General features: G+C 40.5%; 11 protein-coding genes. 8 read left to right on the forward strand and 3 right to left on the reverse strand.

The genetic code is table 11. The annotated features are described in order from the left end of the window. The first annotated feature begins 187 nt into the window (after positions 1 to 187). From AX660_RS10195 to AX660_RS23480, 4 genes are all read left to right on the forward strand, one after another. Positions 188 to 1,711, forward strand: a complete 1,524-nt coding sequence (locus AX660_RS10195; protein WP_068376135.1) for a tryptophan halogenase family protein — start codon at positions 188 to 190, stop codon at positions 1,709 to 1,711. After that, the gene (locus AX660_RS10200) at positions 1,708 to 3,219 is read left to right on the forward strand and encodes a tryptophan 7-halogenase (RefSeq protein ID WP_068376137.1); all 1,512 of its coding nucleotides are present in this window, start codon (positions 1,708 to 1,710) and stop codon (positions 3,217 to 3,219) included. The genes AX660_RS10195 and AX660_RS10200 overlap by 4 nt, the downstream gene beginning before the upstream one ends. A 21-nt stretch (positions 3,220 to 3,240) precedes the next feature. Beyond that, positions 3,241 to 4,992, forward strand: coding sequence for a DUF5597 domain-containing protein (locus tag AX660_RS10205; protein WP_068376140.1), 1,752 nt, complete (start codon positions 3,241 to 3,243; stop codon positions 4,990 to 4,992). A gap of 265 nt (positions 4,993 to 5,257) precedes the next feature. After that, a complete protein-coding gene (locus AX660_RS23480) occupies positions 5,258 to 5,614 on the forward strand; it encodes a hypothetical protein (protein ID WP_068376142.1) in 357 nt (118 codons plus the stop codon). A gap of 61 nt (positions 5,615 to 5,675) precedes the next feature. On the opposite strand, the gene AX660_RS10215 is transcribed toward AX660_RS23480, so the two are convergent. Together AX660_RS10215 and AX660_RS23115 are read right to left on the reverse strand one after the other, a co-directional pair. Then, positions 5,676 to 7,907 (reverse strand): TonB-dependent receptor, encoded by a 2,232-nt coding sequence (locus AX660_RS10215; RefSeq protein ID WP_235594711.1) that lies wholly within the window; start codon positions 7,905 to 7,907, stop codon positions 5,676 to 5,678. A gap of 123 nt (positions 7,908 to 8,030) precedes the next feature. Next, positions 8,031 to 8,255: a hypothetical protein gene (locus AX660_RS23115; protein ID WP_131811783.1), complete on the reverse strand. Its 225-nt coding sequence runs from the start codon at positions 8,253 to 8,255 to the stop codon at positions 8,031 to 8,033. A 290-nt stretch (positions 8,256 to 8,545) separates the two neighbouring features. On the opposite strand from AX660_RS23115, the gene amt reads away from it, so the two are divergent. The 4 genes from amt (at position 8,546) to bfr (AX660_RS10235) (ending at position 14,352) form a co-directional block, all read left to right on the forward strand. Next, positions 8,546 to 11,584: an ammonium transporter gene (gene amt, locus AX660_RS10220; RefSeq protein WP_068376143.1), complete on the forward strand. Its 3,039-nt coding sequence runs from the start codon at positions 8,546 to 8,548 to the stop codon at positions 11,582 to 11,584. 105 nt (positions 11,585 to 11,689) lie between these two features. Then, positions 11,690 to 13,273 (forward strand): cation:proton antiporter family protein, encoded by a 1,584-nt coding sequence (locus tag AX660_RS10225; RefSeq protein WP_068376144.1) that lies wholly within the window; start codon positions 11,690 to 11,692, stop codon positions 13,271 to 13,273. 132 nt (positions 13,274 to 13,405) lie between these two features. Beyond that, positions 13,406 to 13,882 (forward strand): bacterioferritin, encoded by a 477-nt coding sequence (bfr, locus tag AX660_RS10230; protein ID WP_068376146.1) that lies wholly within the window; start codon positions 13,406 to 13,408, stop codon positions 13,880 to 13,882. A 2-nt stretch (positions 13,883 to 13,884) separates the two neighbouring features. Further along, a complete protein-coding gene (gene bfr, locus AX660_RS10235; protein ID WP_068376148.1) occupies positions 13,885 to 14,352 on the forward strand; it encodes a bacterioferritin in 468 nt (155 codons plus the stop codon). Positions 14,353 to 14,378: 26 nt separating this feature from the next. On the opposite strand, the gene AX660_RS10240 is transcribed toward bfr (AX660_RS10235), so the two are convergent. After that, the coding region (locus AX660_RS10240) for a hypothetical protein (RefSeq protein ID WP_068376150.1) at positions 14,379 to 14,822 on the reverse strand (444 nt) is incomplete at its 5' end.

A 14,822-nucleotide genomic window follows, 5' to 3' on the forward strand; every position in this document is an offset into this window, starting at 1 on the left:
ATAAGTAATGTAGAGGCACCTACGGGTGCCTTTTTATTGAAACCATTATTTTTAAATAACCTACTTAAGTAAGTTATTTTCTGAGCGTTTATTTAAAAATAATGTAGTAACAGCATTTTCGAAATAAATGGCGTTATAGTGTTGATATTAAAAACAATCTTATCATTTGATTACAAGCTCGAGAGATATGCAGTCAGCAAATATTGAACATATAGTCATAGTGGGTGGGGGTACAGCTGGTTGGATGACAGCTGCTGCTCTGGCCAACCGTTTACCGCAAAAACTTTGCCGCATCACTCTCGTTGAGTCTGATGTAATTGGTACTGTGGGAGTTGGCGAATCGACTATTCCCCATATTCGTCAATTTAATCAAACCTTAGGTATTGATGAAGCCACTTTTATCAAAAAGACCCATGCAACTGTTAAACTCGGCATCAAATTTAATGATTGGGGCAACATTGGCGACAGCTATTTTCATCCCTTTGGCGAACATGGCGAAATCACTCAAGGCATTGATTTTCATCAATACTGGTTAAAAGCCCGTAGTTTGGGTGAAACCTATGGGCTTGAGCAATACTCTATTGCTGCGATGGCTGGCTTTGCGGGTAAATTTCCACTTTCAACGTCAAATAAACCTACGGTATTTGCCGATTACACTTACTCCTACCATATTGATGCCTCTGCTTATGCAGCTTTTTTGAGTGACTACGCTCAGCAACGTGGAGTACAACGAATTGAAGGAAAAGTGGTTAAGGTCAATCAGCATCTTAATGATTTTGTTCAGAGTATCACTCTTGAAAGTGGCCAAACCATAGAGGGTGATTTGTTTATTGATTGCAGTGGTTTTAAGGCACTTTTGATAGATGGTACCTTAAATACACCTTACCTTGATTGGAGCCAATGGTTACCAACAGATAGCGCGGTAGCCGCACCTTGCGAGCATGCTCCTGGTGATCATAGTTCTAGTAAGGGCAAAATTGCTTTGCAACCTTATACTCAGGCAACGGCCAGAGTGTCAGGCTGGCAGTGGCAAATCCCCTTGCAACATCGCATTGGTAACGGCCATGTATTCACCAGTGCGTTTTTAAGCGATCAACACGCTACCGATATACTAATGAATTCTTTGCCCGGTAAAGCCTTAGCCAATCCCAAAATACTGCGTTTTAAAGCCGGTCGGCGCCAATATTCGTGGCAAAAAAATGTGGTGGCTATTGGTTTATCTTCTGGATTTCTAGAACCCTTAGAATCCACCAGTATTTATTTAATTCAACTGGGGGTAAGCAAACTCCTTGAGCTCTTCCCAGATAAGGCATTTCGCCAAGCTGAGATGAATGAATACAACCGCAGTATTTGTCAGCAATATGAGCTGATCCGCAACTTTATTATTCTGCATTTTCATGTCACTAAACGCAATGATTCACCCTTTTGGGACTACTGCCGCAACATGGCCATCCCAGATGAATTACAACATCTCCTCACTTTATTTGCAGAGTCAGGTCGCACTGATCTTGCGCAGTTTGGTGTATGGCCTGCGGTATGTATAGGTCAGAATATAATTCCTCAGCACTATGATGCTCGGCTCGACAATATCGATGCAGAGCAAATAAAGCAATTGATGGCCAATCACCGCCACAAAATCCAATCTATGCTTGCTACCTTTCCTCAGGCAGACGATTACATTCAAGAGTTGCTGACTAGGGGAACACGATGAGTTGGTCAAATCTACAGCCCCAAGAAAATAGCGCAATTAAAAACATCGTCATCCTTGGCGCTGATATTATTGGCTGGTGCGCTGCCGTTGGATTAGCACGTGGTTTACAAGGCCAACAAGTCAATATTACGGTACTGGATTGTCTTTTAAACGAGCGTCCGTTAAACCAACCGTCTTTAACTCAAAGCGCAAACGAAGCAGTTATTCATTGCACTGCACATCTTTTCGATTTTCATCGGCTTTTAGGAATTCAAGATAAACAACTGCTCGTCAATGGCAGTGCCAAGCTGTGTTCTGCTACACAGTTAACTAATTTTTCAGCCCAGCATTCAGATTATTTTATCGGCTGTGAAAATACTCTGCCAAATTTTTGCACGGTCGAACTACATCAAGTCCTGCAATGGTTAGAGATTGACGATATTAGCCCCTACTCGCTTAGTGCCCTTGCTGCACAAAAATCATTATTAGCTTTACCAGCTAACAGCAAAGATGAAATAGCCGCGGGCTTTTCTCCTTCCCTTAATCTGGATGCTAAAGCCTATTTACGTTTTATGCAGGGTGCGGCCAGCCAGCTTGGCGTTAAACTGATCAAGGCGACAGTCAGCGATATTCGCTATCACAGTGAAAATGGTTTTATTAAGCAGTTTGAGCTCGACAACGGTACAACTATAGATGCTGATTTAGTGCTGGATAACAGTGGCCCAACTGGCGTATTAAATGAAATAAATCAACAACGACCTTATGTGGATTGCGCGACGTTAATTCCCTTTGATAAAAAAATTAGCACGAGGCTTAATATCACCCAACAAGCTAAACCCTATCAGCAATTTATTGCCACTGCAGAGGGTATTGTTGAAATCAGTTTTATGCCGCAATTTCATGAAATCAGTCTGTATTATGCAAGTACAAGCACCTCTGATGAACAGGCTCAGTACCAGCTACGCAAGTTTGCACCTCAAAGTGAGCCATTAGAGCTTAAACAAGTGCAATATGCTTACACTGAACAAGCCATGTTTAAAAACTGTTTTGCCCTAGGCACTACAGCGGGTTATTTGGGCTCTTCGCCTTTTAGCAATTTAATATTGTGTCAGCGCAGCATTAGTAAACTACTTGATCTGTTTCCAGGTAAAGCCTGCTTAGCTACCAATAGCGCTGAATTAAATCGTCGAATTGCCAAAGACTATCAACAAGCCTTGGATTATAGCCTGCTGATGTTGCTTTATGCTGAAGGTCAACCATCGTTTTCGTGGCAATTATCGCAGCAACAATTACCCGCAATACTGCAACAAAAAATAACTTTATTTAGTAGCAGTGGTCGTGTGGCCAGTGAACTTAACCCTTTAGTTTCGCGGATTCGTTGGCTCACGCTGTTAAAACATAAGGTGCTAGACCGCCATGGTTATGAGCCTGTACTCGATGCCCTTGATAAAAGCAATGCTCGACAGTTTTTGCTCCAACTTAGCCTAAAAATACAACAGTGTTTAAGTCACTACCGACCTTACAACTAAAAGCCATTTAATGAGACAGATATGATAGTAAAAGCAACAAAGTCGCTGTTTAAGCAACATTCAATACATGCCTTAGGCATCAGTTTATTAAGTTTGAGTTTGCTCAATGCCTGCCAATCCACTGACTCCACAATGTTTAATAGTGACAGCAAACAAACCCATGTAATGCCAGAAATTGTCACGCAAAACGGCAAACATGCGTTTATGGTGGATGGCAAACCTTATTTAGTGTTAGGCGCTCAGTCGAATAATTCAGCCAATTACCCTGCCGCCCTTGCTAAAGTCTGGTCAGTGGTTGAACAAATGTCGGCTAATACCTTAAGTATTCCGGTGGCTTGGGAGCAAGTTGAGCCTATCGAGGGCCAATTTGATTTTTCTTATCTCGATGTTTTACTCGCCGAAGCTCGCGAGCGTGATATACGCCTGAATTTATTGTGGTTTGCAACATGGAAAAACAACGCGCCTCACTATGCGCCAAGTTGGGTAAAACTGGATAACCAACGTTTTCCGCGCGTGGTTAAAAAAGACGGCAGCAGTTTAAATTCCATGTCCCCTTTGGGTAAAAATACACTAGAAGCGGATAAAAAAGCCTTTGTTAAGTTGATGGAGTATCTAAAAAGCCATGACAAACAACACACAGTGATCATGGTACAAATCGAAAATGAAGTGGGCACCTATGGTTCAAAACGTGATTTTTCTGAACTAGCGCAAAGCCAATTTGAACAAATGGTTCCGCAAGAGCTTGTTGATACTTTAAAGGTCAAAAGTGGCAGCTGGTCAGAAGTTTTTAACAAAGACGCTGATGAATATTTTCATGCTTGGTACATTGCTAAATTTTGTGAAGAACTGGCGATTGCAGGTAAAGCCGTTAAAGATTTACCGATGAATGTCAACGTCGCCTTACGTAATCCCTTTTATCCCGGTGATGGCTATTCAATGGGCGGTCCCACCGATAACGTTATCGATTTATGGAAAATTGCCGCGCCTTCTATCGATATGATAAGTCCTGATATTTACTTCCGCGATCACCTTACTGTGGATAGAGTCATGGAGTTATATTCGCGACAGGATAACCCTTTATTTATCTCTGAAATAGGTAATGATCAGCCTTACGCCCGTTACTTTTTTACCGCTATGGGCTATCAGGGGATAGGTTTTGCGCCTTTTGGTATGGATTTCACTGATTATGCCAATTATCCATTAGGTGCCAAAAGCATGAGTGATGAAACTATTGCCCCCTTTGCTGAAATCTACTCGCTGATGCGACCTTTTGCTGATGTGTGGGCAACCTTGAGTTTTGAAAACAAAGTATGGGGCGTGGCCGAACCTCATGACTCGCTAACCGAAAAACAAAGTATCTGGAATGCCAATACAACTGAAGAGCAAATCCCTGTATCTGCAGTAGAGCTCGATCCTGCCTTATTTACCCAAACTCTTGATTTGGGTCTATGGAATGCCGAGGTAACTTATGGTCGTAAGATGTTTTGGATCGACCCACCCATTGGTAATGCACCTGCATCAGGCGGCGCTCTTATCGCCAAGTTATCGGAAAACGAATATTTAGTGACGGCCTTACGCGCCCGTGTAAGTTTTTCTCCCTCTACTGAAATAGTCGATAAACACCACATGATTGAGCGAGTTGAAGAAGGTCACTTTGAGGATGGTAAATGGATTTTTGAGCGGGTATGGAATGGCGATCAAACAGATTGGGGGCTCAATTTCACCTCAGTTCCACATTTGTTAAAAGTTACCATGGCAACTTACGAGTTGTAATGCTTAAAGAGCCTAGTTGCTGGTAAATCACTGTGGATAGTTTTGGGAAATAAATATTTGTAAAACACAAGTAGTGACTCCCTAAAGGGCTAGTTCCGTTTCCTGTTGCGGTGCTAGCCCTTTTTTTACTGTAAATTTACGTCATGCTGAATATTTTGCTTAAGATAAAACAATTGTCATGTAAAATCATTTTGCAAACTGCCCATGTCTGTCTAATTACTATGACGCTGGTAAACCAATAAAAACACAGTAGGTATTGCACAAAATGCTCAGTGGAAAATCACGTGCCGAACAAGTTGAAATTATTAAACAGCTTATAAGGCAAAACAATTATCGCCAAAATCAAAAAATCTACGAGCAATGTTTAGATTTGGGGTTAAGTGTCAATGTTCATTCCCTTAGTCGTTTTTCTGAAAAGTTAGAGTTATTAGATCGCGCTGAACGCGCTAAACAAATGCGAGAGCAACAAGGCCCAATAGACAACAAAATGTCTTATGCCCAAGTCAAACAACGAGAAACTGAAATTACCTTTGAATTAGGTGAACTGAAAATTCGAGAACATAAATTACTTGAGGAACTCAGTGCCTTATCGACTATGCTCGATATAAAACAATTTAATTAAATGGCAAATAGCAAAATATAAAAGGGAGCATAAAGCTCCCTTTTACGTTTTTGGGCAAGGTTTAGAATGTCGCTCTAAGCCCAATTTTAATAGAACGTCCTGGCAAGGGAGCCACATCTTTTATAAATGACGAATGCACTCGCGCTTCTTGGTTTGTTAAGTTATCCCCTTTAACAAAAATGCTGATGTCAGCAAAATCTGTGGGTAGATAATAATTTACGCTGGCAGAAACAAGGGTATAACCTGCTGTATTTGTTTCATCAGCCGCTATTTTATCTTGTTTGCTATAGTGAGTAATGCCTGCTTCTGCATGCCAATCGTCATACTCAAAGTGGAGTGATGAACTAACTCGCATTGGCGGAATACGGGGGGCATTGCTGCCATCATCGAGTTTAACTCGGCTGTAATCAGCAAAGGTATCAATACGCCAATTATCAGCAAAATGCCAATCTACTTCGGCTTCAAAGCCATACAGTTTAGCGTCTTGCTGAGCAAACAAATAAACCGGCAGTTCGTCTTCGTGCCCATGACCTAGCTCTTCTTCGTGTTCATCACCTTCGCCATCATGGGCATGAAAATGGCCATCACTAACCACTAAACCTGTATCTTGTTGAAACACATAGTTGTCAACTTGATTGTAAAACACGCTTATAGAACTCGTTAGATAGTTGTTGTGGTAGCGATATGTCAGGTCAATATTATTGGATTGTTCTTTATCCATATTGGCCTCGGTTCGCTCTAGCACATATTCATCCTCTTCATAATGCAGAGCAAAACCACCGCCAACTTCATAAGTTCCTGTGCCTATGTGAGGACCATTGGCAAAAATTTCTGAGGCTGAAGGTGCACGCTCTGAAAATGCGTAATTAAAAGCGAAGGATTGATTGTCATTGAGAGTCCAAACCACGCCTGCTGATGCACTGAAAGCAGTGTAATTTTGTTGTTCAAAGTCAATATCGTGGCCTTCTGCGTGGTCATCATCTTCATGCTCTTCGTCTTCGTGTTCTAGTGTTGCAAAAAAACTGTTATCAGGAAGATGACTAATATTTTCAACGCGCATACCTAATTGCCACAATAAATTTCCAACTTTTTTCTCTTCTAAGACAAACAAAGCCAAACTTTTACTATCGGTAGAGGGAGTAAAGGCCTCATCGCCTTCGGCGGCAAACTCGATGTTGTTATAGTGCAAACCAACCACGCCTTTCCAGCCTGATAAAGGCTTATGTTCTGCCCACAAACGAGACTCTAAGGTTTTATTGGTGAAGGTAGTACCGACAACGCCACCTTCTATTTCACTATGTTGATAGTCGGTGTAACCATTTTGCCAATGTACCGCGCTAAATGGACCACTTAAGTTCAGCCACTCGGCGACACTTTGCACACGATTCTGTTCTAAACTGGCGTAGATACTTTCCTCTTCATGCTCAGTTTCTTCATGCCCCTCTTCTTCATCTTCCACATGATCTTCCTCGTGATGGTGAGCATGCCCCGGAATTCCGTAGTCTGATTCAAGTCGACCATAAGACAGGGCTAAACGAAAATCATCGGTGATCCAACCAGTTCCTAAGGTGAAACCCTGTGCATCAATGGCCGAGTTTTCAAGATAACCACTGCTTTCTTCGTGCTCTTCTTCATCTTCATGCTCGTCCTCTTCATGCTCTTCAATACTCGCTTCACCTGGAATTTTATAATTATCGGTTTTACGGCTGAATGCGTCGAAATGCCAGGCAAAAGCCCCCACTCCGCCATTAAGATCAGTCGTGTAGGTATTTTCATTGGAAACTGAGTCGTAGGTGACTCCCATTTTACCTTGTAAGCCGTCTAGTGCTTGTTGTGGTAATCGGTTGTCTACTACATTGACCACGCCACCAATAGCACCACTACCATAGAGCAAAGTCGCGGGACCACGGAGTACTTCAATTTGGGTGGCAGTTGAGGATTCCGTCGACACCGTATGATCAGGACCAACACGTGAGGCATCCGATGCATCCAAACCGTTTTGCACTACCTTAATACGCGGGCCATCAAGGCCACGAATAATGGGGCTACTGGAAACTGGACCAAAATAAGAACTGTTGACGCCTGGAATGTTTTTAAGAGTTTCGCCTAAGGTTGCAGCTTGGTTTTGATCCAACTGTTCACCGCTGATCACTGTCACAGGGGTACTCGACTCTAGTACAGTGCGTTTGAGCGGTGATGCAGTAATCAATAAGGTTTCTATATCGTGTTCGTCTTTTTGAATTTCTTTATCTGCAGCATGCACATTGCCGCTTATTACTGTTATAACGCTCATAGCAGTTATTACCGCTAAACATAGGGGGGAGAACTTAAAAGTCATGACATAATCTCTGAAATACATATCAAAATCACCGCTTTATCTATTGATAAGCAGCGCTAAAAAAACTATCGATTGGGTTCAGCTTACGTGGGGAGGGTCGCGGTTTCCGCTAGTTCTAACAAAGGTTTCAACATAATGTATCGTTGTTAATTCGGCACTAAAGTCCGATAACAAAGGCGCAAACAATGGAGCAGTATTAGTGGGTAACGAATGATCTATGTTGTGTGCATGAATACATAGAGCACAATGTTGGTCAGCTTGCAGTACATGAGCGGGATTATGCCCCTCAGTCAACATACTCATGCCAATGCTCAGCAACAACGAAAGCACCAGTAAATATCTCACTAGTGTGGTTCGAGTCTTAAAGCGATGTAATGAGGTGCTCTGCATAGTTGTTATAATATAACATTATTGTTTTTTAACTGTCGATAGCAGTAAGGCGATTTATATTCTCTACAGAAAAATAGCTTCGTAATTTCACACGTTTAAATACATTAAATTTAATCAAAAAACATTAAAAATTAGAACCTTAGCTAATGTCTGCACATTAATTGCATAAGGCTTAGTAATTATCAAAGTAGTAGCAGTCTTAAATGGAATATGCCTGGTTATTAATGTGTTCAATGCTTGTATTTTTAATGCAGGCAGGTTTTTTGTGTCTGGAAAGTGGGAAAATACGCAGTAAAAACAGTATCAATGTAGCGGCTAAAAATATTGCTGACTTTGTTGTTGCGGCAATTTTGTTTTGGCTTTTTGGTTTTGCTTTTATGTTTGGCGATAGTCTGAATGGCATTATCGGTACATCTGCGTTCTATTTTGGTGCAAACAATAGTCCTTACGAGATCAGTTTTTTCATTTTTCAAATGATGTTTTGTGGCACTGCCGCGACTATTTTGTCAGGTGCAGTAGCAGAACGAATGTCTTTTCGAGGTTACATATTTGCAACCCTTGTAATGACCTCGATAATTTATCCCGTATCTGGACATTGGGCGTGGGCATCTTTTTATAATGTGAATAATCAAGGCTGGTTACAACAAGCTGGTTTTATTGACTTTGCCGGTTCAACGGTAGTCCATTCTGTGGGCGGATGGGTCGCATTAGCCGCAGTTATTATTATTGGCCCACGTATAGGTCGATTCAACTCTCCAACCCCCTTCCCTGTTGGCAGCAACATACCAATGAGTGTACTTGGGACTCTATTGATCTGGTTAGGTTGGTTTGGTTTTAATGGCGGGAGTACCATGATGTTCAATTCTCAGGTTCCCGGAATTTTACTTAATACCAGTTTAGCTGCGGCTTGGGGAGGGGTAACCGCCGCATGTTGTCATTATTACTACCATCGTTACGTAGACGTCACATTCATCATGAATGGCGTTATCGCAGGTCTAGTGGCGATTACTGCATCTTGTCATGCTGTCAGTCCGCAGTCTTCCGCCATTATCGGCATAGTTGCCGGTGTGGTTTTGGTAAGTGGTACAAGTTTTATCATACGCATCAAAATTGACGATGCTTTAGGGGTAGTTGCAACTCATCTCTTTGCTGGTATCTGGGGCACACTAGCCGTTGCGCTATTTTCAGACCTCAACATACTTGCAACGGGTTTAAGTCGAATTGAACAATTTGGCGCTCAACTTTTGGGGGTGGTCACTATAGGCGTCTATACCTTTGGCCTAAGTTACCTGTTACTTAGATTAATCAATTATTTTGAGCCACTAAGAGTAAGCAAAGAAAACGAATTAGTTGGGATGAATATCTCTGAACATAAGGCATCAACAGAATTAATTGAGCTATTAACTAACATGCACCATCAGGAAATTAAAGGTGAATTTTCGCATCCCGTTCCCGTAGAGCCTTTTACTGAAGTAGGGCAAATTGCGAATCAGTACAACAGTGTTATACAACGTGTGAATGACGAAATAAGTAAAAGAGACAGTGCAATTATTAATTTCAGAACCAGTGAAAAACGCAAAGGCGCTATTCTAGATTCCGCAATGGATAGCATACTTACGATTGATTTTAACGGTAATATTATTGAGTTTAATCAGTCGGCAGAACGCACTTTTGGCAATCTTCGCAAACAGGTTGCCGGTGAAAACTTTATGAAATTATTCATTCGCCCACAAGATCATAAAAAATTTGCGACTAGCTTGCAGTATAAATTTTCATCTCCCAATGGCTTATTAATTAACCGTCGCAACTCATTGATTTTAATGCGCTATTCGAATGATGAGTTTCCCGCCGAAATTACCATTACCGGCGCACAGTTTGATAGCGACCTACAAAATGAATATACCCTGCATGTAAGAGACGTGACGCGAGAAGTAAAGTTACAGTCAAAATTAAAACAACTCGCTTACAGTGATCCATTAACGGGTTTGTATAACCGTACTTTTTTACTTGATAAGTTAACACGAACCTTAAAACGTCAGCGCGAGCAACAAGGCACTGTGGCGATATATTTTATGGACTTAGATAAGTTCAAACAAATTAATGACACTCTGGGTCACAAAGCCGGTGATGAATTACTTAATGAGGTTGCCAGACGACTAAGTAAATCAACTCGTAATACCGATGTTATTGCTCGTTGGGGAGGTGATGAATTTCTGGTCATGATCTCGGGAAAAATTAGCGTTGATTTAATCAGAGCTAAAGGGCAAGAGTTTTTGCAAGTCATGCGTGAGCCGCTTACTCTGGCAGGAAGAGAAATAAAAATTCCTATAAGCATAGGGATTGCTATTACTTTAGATCTTGAAATTAATGCCGAGCAACTTATTCAGCAAGCCGACATTGCCATGTATAGCGCTAAACAGCTTGGGCGAGATAATTTTCAGTTTTTTAAACCAGAAATGGCTCATAAAGCCCTACGGCAATTTAATTTTGAACAGGAAATTCGCCACGCGATTAATCAATCAGATCAATTTTATATGGTTTATCAACCAAAGGTGAATGAGCTAAAAGAGGTGATAAGCTTCGAATCTTTAATCCGCTGGCAACACCCAGTTGAAGGATTAATCATGCCCGGCGAGTTTATACCTTTAACGGAAGAGTCCGACATCATTATTCAGTTAGGCGAAAAAGTAATTGAAATGACATTTGCGCAACTTCAACATTGGCGCGATGCTGGCTACACCCTGTTACCCGTATCTATTAATATATCGGGTAGGCATCTGATTTCAGGCAATATAGTACCTTTTATTAAAGCACAATTAGAAAAATTCACGCTAGACGGCAGTTTAATTGAGTTAGAGATAACCGAAAGTGTTTTACTTAGCGATATTGAGCAATGTATTGCGGTTATGTTTGAATTTAAAAAACTTAATATTACTTTATCGATTGACGATTTTGGCACGGGTTATTCATCCCTAAACTATTTGAAGCGTTTACCCATAGATATTCTAAAAATTGATCGTTCCTTTGTAGATGAATGCACTACATCTGTAGAAGATGGACAAATTGTCACAACGATCATTAATTTAGCGCAAAACTTAGGGCTTAGAACTGTCGCTGAAGGTGTTGAAATTGAAGAGCAGTTTGAATTTTTGGAAAAAACAGGGTGTAATCTTTTTCAAGGCTACTATTTTTATAAACCGTTACATGCTCACAATGTAATAAATCTACTCATTAAACGTTAGATAGCATTAAAATACACAACTGACTCGCAATCTTGCACCTATTATTGTGCACAGTGCTTATGGTTTAAGTCTCTGCCTTCCCTTAATTATTAAATGGAGAGTTAATTGGAAATTGTCTTTATATTCGTCGCTTTTATTTTTGGTTTGGCTATTAAAATGGCTGGTTTTCCTCCGCTTATCGGCTTTTTAATTGCCGGATTTACCCTAAATTATTTAGGTTATGAAGCCAGTGCAAATTTAGAAACTTTGGCCAATTTGGGCATTACTTTGATGCTATTTACCATTGGGTTAAAACTCAATGTACGCGACCTATACAAAAAAGAAGTGTGGCTTGGCAGCATCTTACATACTGTTATTTGGATCACCTTGGTTAACGTGGTACTAACTACCTTATTGTGGTTTGGACTAAGCGTTTTTACTCAACTCAGTTTGCTCAATGCCACCCTACTAGCGTTTGCCTTAAGCTTTAGTAGCACTGTATGCATTATCAAAATTCTCGAAGAAAGTGGCGAAATAAAAACTCGTCACGGTAAAGTGGCTGTGGGTATTCTGGTTATGCAGGATATCTTTGCCGTTTTATTCATGGTGTTTGCTACCGGTAAAATCCCCTCATTATGGGCCTTATTGTTGCCGCTGTTATTTTTTGTGCGACCTTTCATTAATACAATACTCGAACGAGTTGGTCACGGTGAACTATTACCACTGACCGGTTTTATGTTGGCCATTGGCGGTTATCAACTATTTTCCTTAGTGGGTATTAAAGGTGACTTGGGCGCTTTAGTCATCGGCATGTTATTAGCGAAATACAGTAAAGCCGCAGAGTTATCTAAATCACTTATGAGCTTTAAAGATATTTTTCTAATCGCCTTCTTTTTAACCATAGGTTTTACTGCCCTGCCTACTTTTGAATTGGTTACTGCGTCGTTATTACTGTGTGTGTTAATACCAATAAAATTTGTGCTTTTTTTCAAAATATTTACTTGGTTAAAGTTGCGCGCCAGAACGGCTTATTTAGCCAGTTTAGTCCTATCTAACTACAGCGAATTTGGCTTAATTGTTATTGCATTAATGGTCAGCCTAGGTGTGATGGATACCAGTTGGTTAGTCATTCTGGCCATGGCATTATCTTTTTCATTTGTATTTACCGGTATTGTCTATCGCAATTCCCACAACCAGTACAATACCTACAAAAACATGCTTAAACGTTACGAAAACCCCATTCCGCTTACAGAGGATACCTATGTACAACCTAAAAACGCCGAAATTTTGGTATTAGGTATGGGTCGAGTGGGTAAAGGTGCTTATGCGTCTTTAAACGCCATATCAGGTGATAACGTTTGGGGCATGGATGCAGATCCAGCCCGAATTGCTAAATTGCAAAAACAGGGGCTACAAGTTTTAGTCGGTGACGGTGAGGATATTGATTTGTGGGAAAATATGGAGTTGTCGAAGATCCAATTGATCTTATTGGCCCTGCCCTCTATCAAGGATATCTGTAATATTACTGAGCAACTACAACATGCCAATTACAAAGGCAAAATAGCGTCAATAGCGCGTTATGAAGATGAAATTCAACCTCTACTCGATGCAGGGTCTGACAAAGTATTTAACTTTTTTACCGAAGCCGGCACTGGTTTTGCGGAAGAAAGTTTGCAACTTTTAGAACCTGCTAGAACCAACTTTAGTTAACAACTAAAGACACAATGAAAATGATTATCATTTTGTATCACATTGTTTTATAAGGAAATTTCAAAGTTTCATTGGTTTTAAGTTTTTTTAACCGCTATACTTTGCCCCAGTAAACATTACCGAGAAATTGCTATGTTAGGCGATAAACAAGTCATTGCAGGCTTAAATGAAGTGCTGACCTTTGAGTTAACTTCTATTAATCAATATTTTTTGCATGCCCGCATGTTTAAAAACTGGGGTTTTCAAAAGCTCAACGAAAAGTGTTATAAAAAGTCCATCTGCGACATGAAACAAGCAGATGAACTGATTGAAAGGATCTTGTTCTTAGAAGGGCTACCTAATTTGCAAATGTTGGGCAAATTGATGATAGGTGAAGAGCCTGCAGAAATGTTGCAATGTGATAAGACCTTTCAAACAGAGCAAATCCCTCTATTACAAAAAAACATCAAGTTATGTGAAGACAAACAAGACTATGTAACGCGTGATTTGCTCAGCAAAATTTTACACGATGAAGAAGAACATATTGATTGGCTTGAAACCCAAGAATATCAATTGAATACCCTTGGGCAGCAAAATTACTTGCAAACACAAATGCAGGATGAGGATTAAGCATGAAAGGTAAAAGCAATATCATTGCAAAATTGAACGCATTGCTGGCTTATGAATTAGCCGCAATGGATCAGTATTTTATTCACTCTCAGATGTACCTAGATTGGGGCCTGCACAAGTTACATGCCAGAATCGCCCATGAAGTAGAAGATGAAAAAGGTCATGCCTCTAAACTGATTGAGCGAATGTTGTTTTTAGAAGGCACTCCAGACATGGTTACTCGTGATGGTTTGCTTATCGGTCAAGATGTGCCTTCTATGCTCGAAAGCGATCTTCGAGTGGAATATGCCGTAGCCAAGTGCCTCAAAGAAGCCATTGCCCTGTGCGAAAAAGAGCAGGATTACGTTACACGTGAAATTCTAATGGTGTTATTAAGTGATACTGAAGTTGATCATGCTCACTGGCTGGAACAACAACTACGTTTGATTAAACATCTTGGTTTGGCAAATTATTTACAATCCCAGTGTTGAATAAGCTGAAATATACTTAAGTTACGTTAAAAAACCTCGGTTTTAAAGTTAACAAAATAGGTCTCAGATTGTGCTATATCAGATAGCCTTGAGACCTTTTTTAATTGCAACACCATCTGCCAGCGCATCTTTGTTTCGCTGCAAGAACCTAAAAAAAACTGCAAGTGACGTTGATTGATTTCGAACGGCTTTGAGTCAAAAGCAGCTTTCTCAAAAACGGCCACCTTACCCATGTACATATTAATACCTTGGACCCAGATGTTTTCCACCATGACATTTGGATCCAAGATTAAAATCACTTCATTTTGCTCTTCAACTTGCACTTTTTTAGCAAACTTAACTATAACTTGCATAGCCTGCGGGTTAGCTGATTTAAAGCGGCAAATAAGTGAACTATCCAAGTCACATTGTTTGTCACTGTTAATGCTTGGCTCAGCTTCATTTAAATAAACAGCAAGAATGATAATCAC

Origin of the sequence: Paraglaciecola hydrolytica (assembly GCF_001565895.1) — a bacterium.
In the GTDB taxonomy this organism is placed as follows: domain Bacteria; phylum Pseudomonadota; class Gammaproteobacteria; order Enterobacterales; family Alteromonadaceae; genus Paraglaciecola; species Paraglaciecola hydrolytica.

What these genes read in the sequence shown, in the direction of transcription:
- AX660_RS10205 (WP_068376140.1), top strand. Translation starts at nt 3,241, where the DNA reads ATGATAGTAAAAGCAACAAAGTCGCTGTTTAAGCAACATTCAATACAT.
- bfr (WP_068376146.1), top strand. Translation starts at nt 13,406, where the DNA reads ATGTTAGGCGATAAACAAGTCATTGCAGGCTTAAATGAAGTGCTGACC.
- AX660_RS23115 (WP_131811783.1), bottom strand. Translation starts at nt 8,255, where the DNA reads ATGAGTATGTTGACTGAGGGGCATAATCCCGCTCATGTACTGCAAGCT.
- bfr (WP_068376148.1), top strand. Translation starts at nt 13,885, where the DNA reads ATGAAAGGTAAAAGCAATATCATTGCAAAATTGAACGCATTGCTGGCT.
- AX660_RS10195 (WP_068376135.1), top strand. Translation starts at nt 188, where the DNA reads ATGCAGTCAGCAAATATTGAACATATAGTCATAGTGGGTGGGGGTACA.
- AX660_RS23480 (WP_068376142.1), top strand. Translation starts at nt 5,258, where the DNA reads ATGCTCAGTGGAAAATCACGTGCCGAACAAGTTGAAATTATTAAACAG.
- AX660_RS10215 (WP_235594711.1), bottom strand. Translation starts at nt 7,907, where the DNA reads ATGAGCGTTATAACAGTAATAAGCGGCAATGTGCATGCTGCAGATAAA.
- AX660_RS10200 (WP_068376137.1), top strand. Translation starts at nt 1,708, where the DNA reads ATGAGTTGGTCAAATCTACAGCCCCAAGAAAATAGCGCAATTAAAAAC.
- amt (WP_068376143.1), top strand. Translation starts at nt 8,546, where the DNA reads ATGGAATATGCCTGGTTATTAATGTGTTCAATGCTTGTATTTTTAATG.